Source organism: Trujillonella humicola (assembly GCF_046233715.1).
Classification (GTDB): domain Bacteria; phylum Actinomycetota; class Actinomycetes; order Mycobacteriales; family Geodermatophilaceae; genus Trujillonella; species Trujillonella humicola.
On the sequence record NZ_JBJNRJ010000064.1, the window covers coordinates 12,390 to 27,232 of the forward strand.

Sequence of the window (14,843 nt, forward strand, 5' to 3'; positions counted from 1 at the left end):
ACGGTAGGTGACCGCGGCCCCGGGCCGCGCACGGCCGGGCCTACCGAGCGGGGACGGTGAGCGCCAGGACGGCGAGGTCGTCGGCGTCGAACCGCGAACCGGCCGCCCGCTGCGCCACCGCGGTGGCGATGGTCCCGGCGATGCAGGCGGCGGAGTCCGGGCCGGGCCGGGTCAGCAGACGCACCAGGCCCTCCTCGCCGAACTGGACGCCGTCGGCGTCGCGCGACTCGGTGACCCCGTCGGTGTAGAGGACGAGCGAGGAGCCCGGCCCGAGCTCCAGGGGTACGGACGGGAAGGACGCGTCCTCGCCCACGCCCAGCGGCCGGCCGACGACGCCGATCTCCTCCCACCCCTCGGCCCGGCGCAGCAGCGGGCGGGGGTGGCCGGCCACGCCGATCCGCCCGCGGACCGAGCCGCCGCCGGTCTCCAGGACCAGGCAGACCGCGGTGACGAAGCGCAGCGGGCCGTCGCCCTGATCGCGCACCAGGGCGGCGTGCACCGCGGCCAGCACGTCGGCCGGGTCGCCCGAGGTGGCCGCGGCCGCGCGGGCGGTGTGCCGGGTCAGGGCGGTCACCGACGCGGCCTCGGCGCCGGTGCCGCACACGTCGGCGATCAGCACCATCCAGCGCCCGTCGGGCAGCGGGACGACGTCGTAGGTGTCCCCGCCGACGAGCGCGGAGCCGCCCCCGGGGCGGTACTCGGCGGCCAGCTCCAGACCCGGCACGGTGGGCAGCGTCGAGGGCAGCAGGCTGCGCTGCAGGGTGTCGGCGAGGTGGCGGACCTCCGACTCGGCGCGCAGGCGGCCCAGGAACTGGCCGATCTGGCGGCCCGCGTGGGCGAGCACCTCGACCAGCTCGGCGGGCACCGGCCGGGTCTGCCGGGAGAACAGCTCGCAGACGGCGAGCAGCGTGTCGCCGCGGAACACGGGGAAGGCCACCCCCGTCCGGACGCCGTCGGCCCGCGCCGCGGCGCTGCGCAGGAACCGCGGGTCCTGCCACAGGTCCTCGATGACGACGGGTTGCCGGTCGCGCCACACCAGCCCGGGCAGACCCGTCCCGCGGGCGAAACCGCGGCCGAGCGTCTCCGCGTGCAGCGTCGGCAGCTCCACGCCCGGCCGGGCCCAGATCCCCGCGTACCCGAGCCGTCCGCTGGACGAGTCCGGCTGCCACAGCGTCGCGCAGTCCCAGTCGAGCTCGGCGCACAGCGTGGGCAGCAGCCGCTCGAAGGCGACGTCCGCGTCCGGCGCCTCGGTGAGGGCGGCGGTGACGCGCAGGGTCGCCGCGAGGTAGCGGGTGACCGCCAGCTGGCGCTCGAGCAGGATCGTCGTGCTGGCATCCCGCAGCACCCCGACGACCACCGCGCCGTCCGGGCCGGCCGCCGGGCCGGGCTCCAGCCGGGACAACGTCAGGTCGACCGCCACCTCCGTGCCGCAGGCGTGCAGCGCCGGCACCTGCGTGGTGGCCCCGACGAGCTTGCCCTCGCCGGTCCGGCGGAACCGCGCGAAGCCGGCGCCGTGCCCGCCCCGGAAGCGCTCGGGCATGAGGACCGCCAGTGACCGGCCCACCAGGTCCTCGGGCCGGTACCCCAGCAGGCCGTACACCGCTGCGTTGACGTAGGCGATGCGGCCGGCACCGTCGGCCACCACGACGGCGTCGGGCAGGGAGGCCAGCAGCGCCGCCGCGGGCACGCCGGAGGAGGACTCGGGCACGATCCCTCCCCCTGGGCCGCCCTGTGCTGTCGCCCCAGGGTCGCACACGCTGGGTGCTTTCCCGAGCACTCCCTGTCGAGGAGGAGACGGGTCGACGGGCACCGCGGTCAGAACGCGTACCGGACGCGCAGCCACGGGGCGTGGTGGGCGATGAGCTCCTGCAGGCGCTCGACGCCGGCCCGCTTCACGTCGTTGCGGTACCGCACGTTCCACTGGCCGTTCTGGCTGCGCTTGGGCTGCTGGAGATCCGGGCGCCACAGCAGGTCCTCGGCCTTGGGATGCCAGCCGAGGTTGACCTCGTGCAGGTCCCGGTTGTGGGTCAGCATGATCACCTCGGCGGCGGCCTGCGCCTTGGCCGCCGGGCCGACCTCGTCGTCGAGCCGGCGCAGCAGGTGCGCCCAGTCGGCCTCCCAGCCCTCGCGCAGGACGACGGGGGAGAGGTTCAGGTGCACCTCGTAGCCGGCCTCGACGAAGTCGTCGACGGCGGCGATCCGCTCGGCGATCCGGCTGGTCCGGACGTCGATCACCCGCGAGTCCGCGTCGGGCATGAGCGAGAACCGGATGCGGGTGCGACCGCGCGGGTCGAGGTCGAGCAGCTGCCGGTTGACGTACTTGGTGGCGAAGGAGGCCTTCGCCGTCGGCAGCTCCCGGAAGGTGGCGACCAGGTCGGCCACGTTGTCGCTGACCAGCGCGTCGACCGAGCAGTCGCTGTTCTCGCCGATGTCGTAGACCCACGACTCCGGGTCGCACTGGTCGGGCTCGGTCTTCGGGCCCTGTCGGGCGACGTGCCGGCGCAGGTACCCGGTGATCTGCTCGATGTTGGTGAAGACGGTGATCGGGTTGGCGTAGCCCTTGCGCCGGGGCACGTAGCAGTAGGCGCAGGCCATCGCGCAGCCGTTCGCCGTCGACGGGGCGATCCAGTTCGACGACCGGCTGTTCGGCCGCGCCGACAGCGACGTCTTCACGCCCAGCACCAGCGTCTCGGTCTTCACCCGCACCCAGCGGTCGACGTTGCCGGCGTTGCCGTGCAGCTCGGGGATCTGCCAGTGCGAGGGCACCTCGACGACCTCGGCTCCGGGGAATCGCGCCAGCACGTCCCGGCCGCGCGCGGTGTCGAGGGCGGCGGGCTCGGCGTAGATCTCGCGGACGTCGAGCAGGCGGGTCGGTGCGGTGGGGTGGGCGGGGGACGACGGTGCGGCGGTCTCCACGAGAGGTGCAGCCCTGCCGGGGCGGCCGCTGTTCCGGCTCCGGGCTGCGCGGATCGGCACACCCCGGGCGGGAATGCCCGGTCAGTCCTCCGGTTCGTCGCGTGGCCCCAGGGCGGTCGGTCGCAGCGATCCACTCAGCAGGTCCGCGGCGACGTCGTCCACCGGGCGGCCGCTGGCGTAGGCCGCCCCGCGGAGCAGGTCGAGCGCGCCCCGGGTGTCGGTGCCGTGCGTGACGCTGAGCTGGCCCAGCGCCTCCCACACCATCGCCCGGCGTCGCGCAGCGGGGGTGCGCAGCCAGTCCGGCCCGTGCGCGGGCTCCCAGTCCGACCAGATCGCGGCCTCGCTCAGCGCCGAGGTGACCAGCGCGCCGACCGCCATGGCCTCGAAGACCGGCAGCCGGGGGACGTCGGACTCGTCGGTGAAGTAGAGGTCGATGGCGATGCGGCCGGCCAGGGAGAGGGGGAGCGGCAGCGCCACCACCCCGCAGTACGGCGTGCGGCCGAACAGCAGCTCGGCGAAGGGCAGCCAGCGCCGGCGCAGGTCGTCGGCCATGGCGAACACCGGCTCGCCGCCGCGGTGGGCGGCCAGGCAGGGGCCGGTGCCCACGGTGAACTGGAGGCGCTCGGCGGTGGCTGCGTCGTCCGAACTCGCTCCGAGGGGCAGCCGGCGGCCGGTGCCGTCCTCGACGCTGAGCCCGGCGCCGTCCACCGGGAGGGTCTGCGCGCAGGCCCGCATCAGCCGGACCGGCAGCAGCTCGGGTCCGCCCAGACCGGGCTCGTCGGCCCCGGCGAGCGCCGCGCCGAAGCGCTCCGCGATGGATGCCATCCCGTACCCATGCCCGGTCGCGGGAGCAGTCACTCCTCGGTGCGGCCCGCCCACGGGAGCGGTCAGGCCCGTGCCTCCAGGACCGCCGAGTAGACGGCGACGGTCTGCTGGGCCACCGCGGGCCAACCGAACTCGGACAGCACCCGCTCCCGACCGGCGGCACCCATCGCGGCCGCGCGCCGGGGGTCGGCCAGCAGCTCGGTGATCGCCGCCGCCAGCCCGGCCTCGAAGCCGGCGCGGTCGACCGGGTCGTAGGGGACCAGCAGCCCCGTCCGGCCGTCGTCGACCACCTCGGGGATGCCGCCCACCGCGCTGGCCACGACCGCGGTGCCGCAGGCGGCCGCCTCCAGGTTGACGATGCCCAGCGGCTCGTAGACCGACGGGCAGACGAAGACGGTCGCCCCGGTGATCAGCGGGACGAGCTGCTCCCGGGGCAGCATCGCCTCGATCCAGACGACGCCGCTGCGGCGGGCCTGCAGCGCGGTGACCGCGTCGGCGACCTCCTGCCGCTCGGCGGGGGTGTCGGCGGCTCCGGCGCACAGCACGAGCCCGGCCTCGGCCGGCAGCTGCTCGGCCGCGGCCAGCAGGTGCGCGAGCCCCTTCTGCCGGGTGATCCGTCCGACGAACAGCGCGTACGGCCGGTCGGGGTCCACGCCGAGCGAGCGGACGACGTCCGGTGCAGGCACGGGGCGGTAGGCCTCGGCGTCGACGCCGTTGTGCACCACGTGCAGCCGCGCCGGGTCCAGCTCGGGGTAGACGGCCAGGACGTCGTCGCGCATGCCGGCGCTCACGGCGACCACGGCGTCGGCCGAGAGGTAGGCGCTGCGCTCCACCCAGGACGACAGCCGGTACCCGCCGCCGAGCTGCTCGGCCTTCCACGGCCGTCGCGGCTCGAGGGAGTGTGCGGTGACCACGTGCGGCGTCCCGTGCACCAGGGCCGCCAGCATCCCCGCCCCGTTGGCGTACCAGGTGTGGCTGTGCACCAGGTCGACGTCGGTGAGCGCGGCGGCGATCTCCACGTCGGCACCGAGCGCCTGCAGCGCGCCGTTGGCGTCCACCAGGCCCGCGGGTACGGCGTGGGCGAACGCGTCGGCGCGCTCGGCGCCGAAGCAGTGGACGTCGATGTGCGGTCCGGCCGGCAACGAGCGCAGCGCCGCCACCAGGTGCTCCACGTGCACCCCGGCGCCGCCGTACACGTCCGGCGGCCACTCCTTGGTCACGATGCCGATGCGCACGCCGTCACCCTAGGGGGCGGTCCCTCCGGGGATCGGGGGTTCAGCACCCCGCGCACGGGCTACGGTCCTCGCATGCGTGGCGGTCCTCGAGTCCTCGGCATCGTCCTGGCCGGCGGTGAGGGCAAGCGCCTGGCCCCGCTGACCCAGGACCGGGCCAAGCCCGCGGTGCCCTTCGGTGGCAACTACCGGCTCATCGACTTCGTGCTGTCCAACCTGGTGAACGGCGAGATCCGGCAGATCGCCGTCCTCACCCAGTACAAGAGCCACAGCCTCGACCGGCACATCACCACGACCTGGCGGATGTCGCAGCTGCTGGGCAACTACGTCACCCCGGTGCCCGCGCAGCAGCGGCTGGGCCCGCGCTGGTACATGGGCAGCGCCGACGCGATCTTCCAGAGCCTGAACCTCATCTACGACGCCCGCCCCGACGTCGTCGTCGTCTTCGGCGCCGACCACGTCTACCGCATGGACCCCGGGCAGATGATCGACCAGCACCTGCAGACCGGCGCGGGGGTGACCATCGCCGGGCTGCGGGTCCCGCGCAGCGAGGCCACCGAGTTCGGGGTGATCGACGCCGACGCCGAGGGCCGCGTGCGCGGGTTCCTCGAGAAGCCGGCGGACCCGCCCGGGCTGCCGGACTCCCCCGAGGAGAGCTTCGCCTCGATGGGCAACTACGTGTTCAGCACCGACGCGCTGCTCGAGGCGCTGCGGACCGACGCGGAGGACCCGCACTCGGTGCACGACATGGGCGGCTCGATCATGCCGATGCTCGCCGATGCGGGGGAGGCGTGGGTCTACGACTTCTCGACCAACGTCGTCCCCGGGGCCACCGAGCGCGACCACGGGTACTGGCGCGACGTCGGGACGATCGACAGCTACTTCGACGCGCACATGGACCTGGTGTCGGTCACGCCGGTGTTCAACCTCTACAACGACCGCTGGCCGATCCTCACGCTGCCGCCCCAGCTGCCGCCGGCGAAGTTCGTCCTCGGCGGGCGCGCGGAGGAGTCGATGGTCAGCGCCGGCGCCATCATCGGCGGCGGCTCGGTGCACCACTCGGTCGTCTCGCCGGGGGTGCGCATCGACCGTGGCGCCCGGGTCGAGGACAGCGTGCTGATGGACGGCGTCCAGATCGGCGAGGGCGCCTACGTGCGCCGCGCGATCCTGGACAAGAACGTCGTGGTGCCGCCGTGGACGCGGATCGGCGTCGACCTCGAGGCCGACCGCCGGCGCTACCACGTCAGCGCCGGCGGGGTCACCGTGCTCGGCAAGGGCGCCCGCGCCGTCACGTGAGGGGCCGCGTCCGCCTCCCCCCTCGCGAGTCCCGGGCGAGCCTCCGGACAGGGCCGACCGACCCGAGGGTGCGATGACCCAGCCGCTGATCGTCACGCTGCTGCTGGCCGAGGAGGCGCAGCGGCGGTTCGACCGGCTGCGGGCGGCGCACTTCCCGTGGCGGCCCCTTCCCGGGGCCCGCCGCGAGCTCGCGAGCGGTGGGGAGGAAGGGGTGTTTCGACTGGCCGCGCACGTCACCCTCTTCCACGCCCTGCCCGGCGAGCACCTGGCGCGGGTGGACGCCGACCTCGCCGCGGCCGCGGCCCGGCCTCCCTTCGCCGTCGAGGTCACCGGGGTGCGCTCGCTCGGCCGCGGGGTCGCCTACGCGCTGGCCTCGGCCGAGCTGGCGGGGCTGCGGGCCGACCTCGTCCGCGCCTGGGAGCCGTGGCTGACCCCGCAGGACCTCCAGCGGCACGCGCCGCACGTGACCGTGCAGAACAAGGTCGACCCCGCGGTCGCGCGGGCGCTGCACGCCGAGCTCGCCGCGGCGTTCGTCCCGGAGTCCGTGCCCGCGCGGGGACTGGGCCTGTGGCGCTACCTCGGCGGTCCGTGGGAGCCGGTCGCCGAGCACCCGTTCACCGGCGCATCGGGGCCCCCGGGTGGGTCCCCGCCCTCGGGCTGAGCCGGCTCGGGGCCGGCCGGCCCGGAGCCGTCCGGGACCGCGGACCTCAGGACCGCCAGGAGGGTCGCCAGGCACAGCGTGGCGCCGGCCATCTCGCCGAGCTCCTCGACGGTCGTGGCCCAGACGTAGGCGGGCGAGGCGAAGCCGTCGCCCTCCGAGTAGATCCACCCGGAGACGAGCTCCATGCCCAGCGCGCCCCCGACGTACAGCGCCCCGGCCGCCACGAGGAGCAGCGCGGTCCGCCGCGGCAGCCGCAGCAGGAAGGGCAGGTAGGCCAGGACGAAGACGAGGACGAGCGGCGCTGCGATCACCACCCACCCGAAGGTGAGGACCCCCTCCTGGGGGACGAGCTCGGCGACGGCCGGGATCGTCTCCTCGTGGATCTGCGCCAGCTCGTCCATCGAGAGGTAGGCGAAGATCGCGGCCAGCACCCGCCAGTGCCACCGGCCGCCGCTCAGGGCCGGCTCCGCGGCGCTGCTGATCCCCGCGCTGACCGCGGCGATCGACAGCAGCAGCGCGCTGGAGAACCAGGCGGGGATGTTTCCCTCCCCGTCGGTGTCCAGCAGCCGCAGCAGCTGGAGGAACGCCGGGAAGGGCACCGAGGGGTCGCCGGGCACCGCGCCGGCCGGTATCTCGGCGCCTCAGCGCCAGCAGGCGCAGCCACGCCGACAGGGCCGAGAGGACGAGGCCGACGGCGAGGCCCACGAGCAGCACGGTGCGCGGGCGCGGCACGGGGAGGAGAGGCAGCGCCGACCAGTCCTGACGTGAGGGGGGTCCAGGACCGCGGGTGCCGCCGGACGATCCGTCGACCCTACGACGAGGGCGGCTCCTCACCTGGTGGGGCTGGCCACGAGCAGGCCGCTGCCGACGGGCAGGACGGCCGACGTCAGCCGCTCGTCCTCGCGCACCCGGCGGGCGACGTCCCGCCAGGCCACGGTCTCGGGGTCGCGGGCGGACCGGTCGGCGACCCGGCCCCCCTCCAGGAGGCCGCAGCACACCAGCAGCCCGCCGGGGCGCAGCAGCCCGAGCAGCCCGGCCAGGTCTGCCGCGTAGTCGGTCGGCGCGGTCGAGCAGGCGACGACGTCGTAGGCGCCGGGGGAGAGGCGGGGCAGCACCTCAGCCGGCGTGCCGAAGATCATCCGCGTGCGGCCCGGCGGGTGCCCGGCCTCGGCGAAGGCCAGCCGCGCGGCCCGCTGGTGCTCGGCGTCGACGTCCAGGCAGGTCAGCACGCCGTCGCGGCGCATGCCCTGGAGCAGCCACAGCCCGCTCACCCCGCCGCCGCTACCGACGGCGACCGCCGCCCGGGCGCCGGCCCCGGACGCGAGGACGGCGAGCGTGGCGCCCACCGCCGGCGTGACCGGCGGGGGCCCGCCCAGGTGCGCGGCGCGGGCGCGGGCCGCCGCGAGGGCCTGCGGCTCGGTGGCGAACCGGTCGGCGTACACCCGGCCGGGTTCCGCGGGATCGCCGCCCTCGCCGCCGACCGACGGACGTCCCCGGTCGCTCATCCACACACCTCCGGTGACGGAGCGGACCGGCTCCGCCAGGCTCCTGAGGCACATGCCTCCGGGCGAGGGTAGTGGCGGGCGCCGGGAGTGCGGCGCGCGACGCCGGCTGTGAACTGCCTGTGAGCGGGAACAGCCGTCCGGCCGCCGCCCGTTGGACGTTGCGTGCGTCGAGGCCGAGCCGCCAGTACCCCCGTCGTGGGCAGACCCGCCGATCCCGAGCCGGTGGGCGCGCCCGCGGTCTGCGATCCTGGGTCCGTGACGGAGCCCGACGCCCCCGAGGAGCAGGCGGGCGCGCCCGCGGCCTGGGTGGCGCCGACGTGGGAGCAGGTCGTCCGCGACCACTCCGCACGGGTCTACCGCCTGGCCTACCGCCTGTCGGGCAACGCGCAGGACGCCGAGGACCTGACCCAGGAGACCTTCGTCCGGGTGTTCCGGTCGCTGGCCGACTTCTCGCCCGGCACCTTCGAGGGCTGGCTGCACCGCATCACGACCAACCTGTTCCTCGACATGGTCCGGCGACGGCAGCGGATCCGTTTCGACGCCCTGCCCGAGGACACCGAGCGGCTGCCGGGCACCGCGCCGAGCCCGGAGCAGGTCTACGCCGACACCCACCTCGACCCGCAGGTGCAGGCGGCGCTCGACGCCCTGGCCCCGGAGTTCCGCGTGGCCGTCGTCCTGTGCGACATCGAGGGCCTGACCTACGAGGAGATCGCGGCGACCCTGGGGATCAAGCTCGGCACGGTCCGCAGCCGCATCCACCGCGGCCGCGTCCAGCTCCGCCAGGCGCTGGCCCACCTCGCGCCACGGCGCCCCGAGGCCGTTCCCGCCGGGGAGGGGGAAGGATGAGCCTGCCGGAGAGCCACCTCGCCCAGGAAGCGATCGCCGCGCTGGTCGACGGCGAGCTGGCCAGCGGTCCGGCGTCGCGCGCCGCCCACCACCTCGCCGGCTGCGGGTCCTGCCGGATGGCCGTGCAGGCGCAGCGCGAGGCGAAGGAGGCGCTGCACGGCGCCACCGACGTCGCGGTTCCCGGCGACCTGCTCAGCCGGCTGTGCGCGATCCCCTTCACCGCCGACGTGCCCGGCTCCGGGGGCTCCGGAGTGCTGAGCGCGGGTCCCGGCCAGCTCACCGTCCGGGACGGGCGGGGCAGCTGGTCGGTGCCGCTCGACCCGGAGCCGGACGCCGGGCGTCTCGGCTCCGCGCGGTGGCTGCGCCGCGGTGTCGCGGGCACCCTCGCCGGGCTGGGCATCGGCGTCACCGCGCTCGCCCTCAGCCTCCCGGTGCCCCACGAGCCGGCCCAGCCCGCCTCGTCGATCGCCGACGGGCGCTCCGGCGGCGAGGACAGCCAGGTCGTGCCGCCGGTCGTGCGGACCCTGAGCGGGGGGACGCAGTCCGCCGTCGCGGTCCCGGCGGGCACGCGCACCAGCCCGTGACCACCGCCCTCCGGTGACGACCGCGCCACCCGTGACCACCGCCCACGCCTGATCACCGCCCACGCCTGATCGCCCTGCCCCCGGGGGAGGACCCGCTGCCCGAGATCCCGCCGTCCGCTGCGGGGGACGACCGCCCCGCTGCCGACGGGGCTCCCGACGAGGTGTTCGCCCGGCCCGACGGTCGCGCGGGCGGCTTCGATCCGCCCCCGGTGCGGCCGCGGGCCTTTTCGTCGACCCCTCCGCCGAGCCCCGCGCTGAGCGCGGCGTTCGGCCGACCGGCCGCGGTGAGCGGGACCTTCGCCGGGGACCGCCCGACCCCGCCGCCGCGGCCGGCCGCCCCACCGCCGCCGGAGGCCGTGCTCCGCGCCTTCGCCCCGCCCGGTACCGGTCGGCGCGGGCTGCAGGAGCCTCCCGGTGGCCGGCCGGGGCGCCGGCGCACCGCAGCCGGCCCCTGGTGGAAGCCCGACGCGCGCACCGACCCCTGGCGCGATCCGCACGCGCCCGCCGGCCTGGTCGGTCCCGCGGTGTTCGAGGACGAGGCCGACCAGGAGGGCCCGGTCGTCGTCGACGCCAAGGGCCGCAAGAAGCTCCGCTTCCGCGACCTGTCGGTGCGGCTGTCGGTGCTCGGCCTGCTCGCGGTGCTGCTCGTGGGCGCCGTCGGCGGCGGACTGGGGTACTGGCTCACGCGGACGGCCGACGAGTCGCCGCTCCTGACCCCCGGTGCGCAGCTGTCCGAGACCAACGCGGGCGTGGTCCGCGAGCCCGGCTCGATCTCCGAGATCGCCGAGGCGGTCACGCCCGCGGTGGTCTCGATCGAGGTGCGGCTCGGGGACGCCGGGGCGACCGGCTCGGGTGTCGTCATCGACGGCGAGAACGGCTACATCATCACCAACAACCACGTCATCTCCGGCGCCGACGGCAACGACGACGCGGAGATCCGTGCGGTGTTCTCCGACGGAGCCGGGTCGGCGGCCCGGATCGTCGGCCGCGACCCGGCCAGCGACATCGCGGTCATCAAGGTGGAGAGGCCCGGTCTGCTGGAGGCCGCCCTGGGCAGCGTCGACGACGTCGTGGTGGGTGACCCGGTCATCGCCGTGGGGTCACCGCTCGGCCTGGCGAGCACGGTCACCTCCGGCATCGTCAGCGCGCTCGACCGGCCGGTCCGGCTGTCCGGCGAGGGCAGCGACACCAACGCCGTCATCAGCGCCGTGCAGACCGACGCGCCGATCAACCCCGGCAACTCCGGCGGCGCCCTGGTCGACGCCACCGGCGCGGTGATCGGCATCAACACCGCCATCGCCTCGCTGGGCGGCGGCAGCGTGGGGCTCGGTTTCGCCATCCCGATCGACCGGGCCCGCGACATCGCCGAGCAGCTGATCTCCACCGGGGAGGCGGTGCACGCCACCCTCGGGGTCAACGCCCGGTCGGTCACCGACGGCACCCGCGACGGCGCACTCGTGGTGAACGTGGAGCCGGACGGCCCCGGCGCGGAGGCCGGCCTGCGGGAGCAGGACGTGATCATCGCCGTCGACGGCGAGCAGGTCGGCAGTTCCGAGGAGCTGGCCGTCGCCATCGACGTGCACGCCCCCGGGGACACGGTCTCCATCGAGTACGTGCGCGGCGGCAGCCCGTCGGCCACCGTGCAGGCGACGCTGGGCCGGGCGTGACCGAGGACCCCTGAACGAGGGGGCCACAGCCGGCGTGGCCTGACCTAGGCTGGAGGCCGTCCGCGCGAGGCACGACGGGAGCAGCGGTGTTCGACTCGATCGGCTGGGGCGAGATCATCGTCCTCGCGCTGGCCGCGCTGTTCATCTTCGGCCCGGAGCGGCTGCCGCACCTCGCCAAGGACGCCGCGAACGGGCTCAAGCGGCTGCGCGGCGCGATCACCGGCGTGCGGGCCCAGGTGGACGAGTCCCTGGGCGAGGACCTGGCCGGGCTGCGCGACCTGGACCTGCGCAAGTACCACCCGCGCACGTTCATCCGCGAGCAGCTGCTCGCCGACGACGACGGCCCGCCGGTCCGCCGGGGCACCGCCAACGGCAACGGCTCGGGCGGGCTCGGCCGCAGGACCGCCGCGGGGGCCACCGCCGCCGGTGCGGCACCGGCCGCCGGTGCACTGGCCGCCCGCCGGGCCGCCGCCCGCCCCCGCGACGCCGGGACGCCGCCGCCCTTCGACGTCGACGCCACCTGACCGACCCGTCGGCGGCACCGCTTCTGCGGCGTTCCTCGCGCTCCCACGGTGCTGCAGGACCGCAGGAGCGCGCAGAATACCGCAGGAACGCCGAGCGGCCCGGCCCCTGACGGGGACCGGGCCGGTCGGCTGTCAGGTCAGTGCTTGACCGGGGTCAGCCCCAAGGACATGCCCGACAAGCCGCGCTGGCGGACGGCGAGGGCGTCGGCGACCTTGCTCAGCGCCTGGGCCGCAGCCGACTCCGGCTCGGCGAGCACGATCGGGGCACCGCTGTCGCCGGCCTCGCGCAGCCGGGTGTCCAGCGGGATCTGGCCGAGCAGCGGCACGCGGGCGCCCAGGGTTCGGGTCAACGCGTCGGAGACGGCCTCGCCGCCGCCGGAGCCGAACACCTCCATGCGCGAGCCGTCGGGGAGGTCCAGCCAGGACATGTTCTCCACGACACCGACCACCTGCTGGTGGGTCTGCGTGGCGATGGCGCCGGCGCGCTCGGCGACCTCCGCGGCGGCCAGCTGCGGCGTCGTCACCACGAGGATCTCGGCGTTGGGCACGAGCTGGGCCACCGAGATCGCGACGTCGCCGGTGCCGGGGGGCAGGTCCATGAGCAGGACGTCGAGGTCGCCCCACCAGACGTCGGCGAGGAACTGCTGCAGCGCGCGGTGCAGCATCGGCCCGCGCCACACCACCGGGGTGTTGCCCGGCGTGAACATGCCGATCGAGATGACCTTCACGCCGTAGGACTGCGGCGGCATGATCATGTTGTCGACCTGGGTGGGGCGGTCGTCGACGCCCAGCATCCGTGGCACCGAGTGCCCGTAGATGTCGGCGTCCACGACGCCGACCGACAGGCCTCGCTTGGCCAGCGCGGCGGCCAGGTTCACGGTCACGCTGGACTTGCCGACGCCGCCCTTGCCGGACGCGACCGCGTAGACGCGGGTCAGCGAGCCCGGCTGGGCGAAGGGGATCACCGGCTCGGCGGCGTCGCCGCGCACGGTGCGGCGCAGCTCGGCGCGCTGCTCGTCGCTCATCACGTCGAGCTCCACCTGCACCGAGGTGACGCCGGCGACGGCGGAGACGGCCTCGGTGACCCGGTCGGTGATCGTCTGGCGCATGGGGCAGCCGGCGACGGTCAGGTAGACGTCGATGCGGACGGCGCCGTCGGCGCCGATCTGGACGTCCTTGACCATGCCGAGCTCGGGGAGGGGCCGGTTGATCTCCGGGTCCTGGACGGTGGCCAGAGCGGCGTTGACCGCGTCGAGGGCCGGCTGGCCGGTCAGGGTGTCGGACATCGGGATGCGTGTCTCCTTCGACGGGAAACCCGTTGGCGGCACTCCGGGCCTCGGCGCGACCTGCGCACACGGGTCTCCAGCCACTGTACGGCCGCCCGCCGGGCGGGCCGACCGCTGCTGGGGTGATCTGCTGCTCACGACGGTGCGATGGCGCACGCGAACGGACGTCGGAGACGACACGAGATCTTAATGCGAGACGCCGTACCGCCCGTTGACTACGAGCGACCAAGATCTCAAGACTCTCCCGGACCCCGGCCGAGTGTCGGTCGAGGCACGAGCGGAGGCAGGTCACATGCGAGGTCGACAAGGAAGTCGTCGCATCCGCGGCGTCGTCGCGATGGGGGCGGCCGTCCTCCTGGCAGGGCTCCTGGCCCCTGGGCCGGCCGCAGCAGCGCCGGGCGGCCAGCCGCAGCCCACGGTCGCCGGGATGCGGATCCTGCTCACCAACGACGACGGCGTGCAGCAGGGAGTGACCACCCAGGGCGTCTACGAGCTGCGCCGGGCACTGTGCGCCGCCGGCGCCGACGTCGTCGTCGTCGCCCCGTGGACCGAGCAGAGCGGCCGCTCGGCGGCGATCACCTACGGCTCCTCGTCGACGCGCTTCACGCTGGGCACCCCCGACCTGGCCGGCTATGCCGGTGACTGTGCCGACGCTCCCTCGGGCGGTGCCGTCTACGGCGCCTGCGTGACAGCTGTCGGCGGCACGTGCACGGTGGGCAGCACGTCCCTGACCCCGGCCGACGCCGTCACTCTGGGTGCCACGGCGGCAGTGCAGCAGGTGCACCAGTGGACGAACGGCCCCGACCTGGTGATCAGCGGGATCAACTCCGGCGGCAACGACGGCCAGAACGTCAACGTGTCGGGCACCGTGGGAGCGGCGACGATCGCGGTCAGCCTCGGCTACCCGGCGATCGCGCTGAGCACGAGCACGAGCGGCGTCGCCGCGAGCAACTACGTGGCGACCGCGACCTGGGCGGTGCCGTTCGTGGCCCGTCTGGCGGCCGAGCGCGCGCTGCCCGCGGACTACGTGCTGAACGTCAACCACCCGCGGGTCGACCGCGGCCGGGTGACCCAGGCGGTGTGGACCACCGTCGCGCAGAACGCCGCTTTCGCCACCACCTACCAGGCCGAGGGGCTGTCCTTCCGGTCGGTCTACGGCCAGTGCACGGGCGGGACGTACTGCGGTGCCCCCGAGCGCGGCTCCGACAGTGCCGCCTACGCGGCGGGGCAGATCGCCGTCACCCCGGTGAGCGTCGACCGGACGGTCGCCGACTCCGCCAGCCTGCAGAAGGCGCGCGCACTGGTGCAGTCAGGGGCGTTCTCGACCCGGTGACCCGGTGACCCGGTGACCCGGTGCGGTGCCGCCCGTTCCGAGCAGGGACGGGCGGCGCCGCTCGCGGTCGCTAGGCCGTGTTTGAGAAGTCACCGGAAGGGTCCATCCGGCGTGTTGGTGCCGGGAAATAGGCGAGGCCTCCGGTAGAGGGATCAACGACCAAGAAGA

At 75.2% G+C, this 14,843-nt stretch carries 14 protein-coding genes; 7 read left to right on the top strand and 7 right to left on the bottom strand.

What is annotated here, in order from left to right:
* Positions 1-40: 40 nt before the first annotated feature.
* From ACK586_RS22260 to glgA, 4 genes are all read right to left on the bottom strand, one after another.
* Positions 41-1,708 carry a SpoIIE family protein phosphatase gene (locus ACK586_RS22260; protein ID WP_409332702.1) on the bottom strand — a complete coding sequence of 556 codons (1,668 nt, stop codon included), beginning with the start codon at positions 1,706-1,708 and terminating at the stop codon, positions 41-43.
* A 107-nt stretch (positions 1,709-1,815) separates the two neighbouring features.
* A complete protein-coding gene (locus ACK586_RS22265; RefSeq protein WP_409332703.1) occupies positions 1,816-2,916 on the bottom strand; it encodes a spore photoproduct lyase family protein in 1,101 nt (366 codons plus the stop codon).
* 81 nt (positions 2,917-2,997) lie between these two features.
* Complete coding sequence (locus tag ACK586_RS22270; RefSeq protein ID WP_409332704.1) at positions 2,998-3,741, bottom strand: ANTAR domain-containing protein; 744 nt, start codon at positions 3,739-3,741, stop codon at positions 2,998-3,000.
* Positions 3,742-3,803: 62 nt separating this feature from the next.
* Positions 3,804-4,976: a glycogen synthase gene (gene glgA / locus ACK586_RS22275; RefSeq protein WP_409332705.1), complete on the bottom strand. Its 1,173-nt coding sequence runs from the start codon at positions 4,974-4,976 to the stop codon at positions 3,804-3,806.
* Positions 4,977-5,048: 72 nt separating this feature from the next.
* Here glgA and glgC point away from each other — a divergent pair, with 72 nt between their 5' ends.
* Positions 5,049-6,269, top strand: coding sequence for a glucose-1-phosphate adenylyltransferase (gene glgC / locus ACK586_RS22280; RefSeq protein ID WP_409332706.1), 1,221 nt, complete (start codon positions 5,049-5,051; stop codon positions 6,267-6,269).
* 73 nt (positions 6,270-6,342) lie between these two features.
* Positions 6,343-6,930, top strand: coding sequence for a 2'-5' RNA ligase family protein (locus tag ACK586_RS22285; RefSeq protein ID WP_409332707.1), 588 nt, complete (start codon positions 6,343-6,345; stop codon positions 6,928-6,930).
* Here ACK586_RS22285 and ACK586_RS22290 read toward each other — a convergent pair.
* Together ACK586_RS22290 and ACK586_RS22295 are read right to left on the bottom strand one after the other, a co-directional pair.
* On the bottom strand, positions 6,843-7,547 hold the full coding sequence (locus tag ACK586_RS22290) for a hypothetical protein (RefSeq protein WP_409332708.1): 705 nt from the start codon (positions 7,545-7,547) through the stop codon (positions 6,843-6,845). The genes ACK586_RS22285 and ACK586_RS22290 overlap by 88 nt on opposite strands.
* A 213-nt stretch (positions 7,548-7,760) precedes the next feature.
* A complete protein-coding gene (locus tag ACK586_RS22295) occupies positions 7,761-8,435 on the bottom strand; it encodes an O-methyltransferase (RefSeq protein WP_409332709.1) in 675 nt (224 codons plus the stop codon).
* A 255-nt stretch (positions 8,436-8,690) separates the two neighbouring features.
* Between ACK586_RS22295 and sigE the strand changes: the two genes are divergently transcribed.
* From sigE to ACK586_RS22315, 4 genes are all read left to right on the top strand, one after another.
* The gene (sigE, locus tag ACK586_RS22300; RefSeq protein WP_409332710.1) at positions 8,691-9,281 is read left to right on the top strand and encodes an RNA polymerase sigma factor SigE; all 591 of its coding nucleotides are present in this window, start codon (positions 8,691-8,693) and stop codon (positions 9,279-9,281) included.
* Entirely contained in the window at positions 9,278-9,865 is a 588-nt protein-coding gene (locus tag ACK586_RS22305) for an anti-sigma factor family protein (protein ID WP_409332711.1), read from the top strand. The genes sigE and ACK586_RS22305 overlap by 4 nt, the downstream gene beginning before the upstream one ends.
* 284 nt (positions 9,866-10,149) lie before the next feature.
* Complete coding sequence (locus tag ACK586_RS22310) at positions 10,150-11,532, top strand: S1C family serine protease (RefSeq protein WP_409332712.1); 1,383 nt, start codon at positions 10,150-10,152, stop codon at positions 11,530-11,532.
* A gap of 86 nt (positions 11,533-11,618) precedes the next feature.
* Entirely contained in the window at positions 11,619-12,056 is a 438-nt protein-coding gene (locus ACK586_RS22315; protein WP_409332713.1) for a twin-arginine translocase TatA/TatE family subunit, read from the top strand.
* 137 nt (positions 12,057-12,193) lie between these two features.
* Here the strand turns inward: ACK586_RS22315 and ACK586_RS22320 are convergent, their stop codons facing one another.
* A complete protein-coding gene (locus tag ACK586_RS22320) occupies positions 12,194-13,342 on the bottom strand; it encodes an Mrp/NBP35 family ATP-binding protein (RefSeq protein ID WP_409332714.1) in 1,149 nt (382 codons plus the stop codon).
* 427 nt (positions 13,343-13,769) lie between these two features.
* Here ACK586_RS22320 and surE point away from each other — a divergent pair, with 427 nt between their 5' ends.
* Complete coding sequence (gene surE, locus ACK586_RS22325) at positions 13,770-14,675, top strand: 5'/3'-nucleotidase SurE (RefSeq protein WP_409332715.1); 906 nt, start codon at positions 13,770-13,772, stop codon at positions 14,673-14,675.
* The last annotated feature ends 168 nt before the right edge of the window (positions 14,676-14,843 follow it).

Excerpts from the sequence above, each read along its gene's own strand:
- glgC (WP_409332706.1), top strand. The coding sequence starts at position 5,049 with ATGCGTGGCGGTCCTCGAGTCCTCGGCATCGTCCTGGCCGGCGGTGAG.
- surE (WP_409332715.1), top strand. The coding sequence starts at position 13,770 with ATGCGGATCCTGCTCACCAACGACGACGGCGTGCAGCAGGGAGTGACC.
- ACK586_RS22305 (WP_409332711.1), top strand. The coding sequence starts at position 9,278 with ATGAGCCTGCCGGAGAGCCACCTCGCCCAGGAAGCGATCGCCGCGCTG.
- ACK586_RS22295 (WP_409332709.1), bottom strand. The coding sequence starts at position 8,435 with ATGAGCGACCGGGGACGTCCGTCGGTCGGCGGCGAGGGCGGCGATCCC.
- ACK586_RS22285 (WP_409332707.1), top strand. The coding sequence starts at position 6,343 with ATGACCCAGCCGCTGATCGTCACGCTGCTGCTGGCCGAGGAGGCGCAG.
- ACK586_RS22270 (WP_409332704.1), bottom strand. The coding sequence starts at position 3,741 with ATGGCATCCATCGCGGAGCGCTTCGGCGCGGCGCTCGCCGGGGCCGAC.
- ACK586_RS22320 (WP_409332714.1), bottom strand. The coding sequence starts at position 13,342 with ATGTCCGACACCCTGACCGGCCAGCCGGCCCTCGACGCGGTCAACGCC.